Annotated in this window: 1 protein-coding gene; it reads right to left on the minus strand. The window is 65.5% G+C overall.

Going from position 1 to position 351, the window contains the following annotated elements:
• Nucleotides 1-351: pyroglutamyl-peptidase I (locus J0A68_RS23290; RefSeq protein ID WP_206580510.1), on the minus strand; the 351-nt coding region annotated here is incomplete at both ends.

Consider the following 351-nt stretch of genomic DNA (forward strand, 5'->3'; position numbering starts at 1 on the left):
GCTGGCCGCTCAAACGGTGCAGCAGCCCATACATCACATGGTTGCACACGTAGGTGCCGGCAGTCTGCGAAACGGCGGCCGGAATGCCGGCCTCGCGCATCGAACTCACCATCGCTTTGATCGGCAAAGTGCTGAAATAGGCCGCCGGACCGCCGGCGACGATCGGCTCATCCACCGGCTGCTGCCCCTGATTGTCGGGAATACGCGCGTCGTCGACGTTGATCGCCACCCGTTCAATCGTGATGTCGGTGCGGCCGCCGGCCTGGCCGATAGCCAGCACCATCACCGGCTGCACCTCGTCGATCGCCGCATTGAGCGCCTCCAGCGCGGCGCCGAACACGCACGGCAACT

Source organism: Algoriphagus oliviformis (genome assembly GCF_017254915.1).
Lineage (GTDB): Bacteria > Bacteroidota > Bacteroidia > Cytophagales > Cyclobacteriaceae > Algoriphagus > Algoriphagus oliviformis.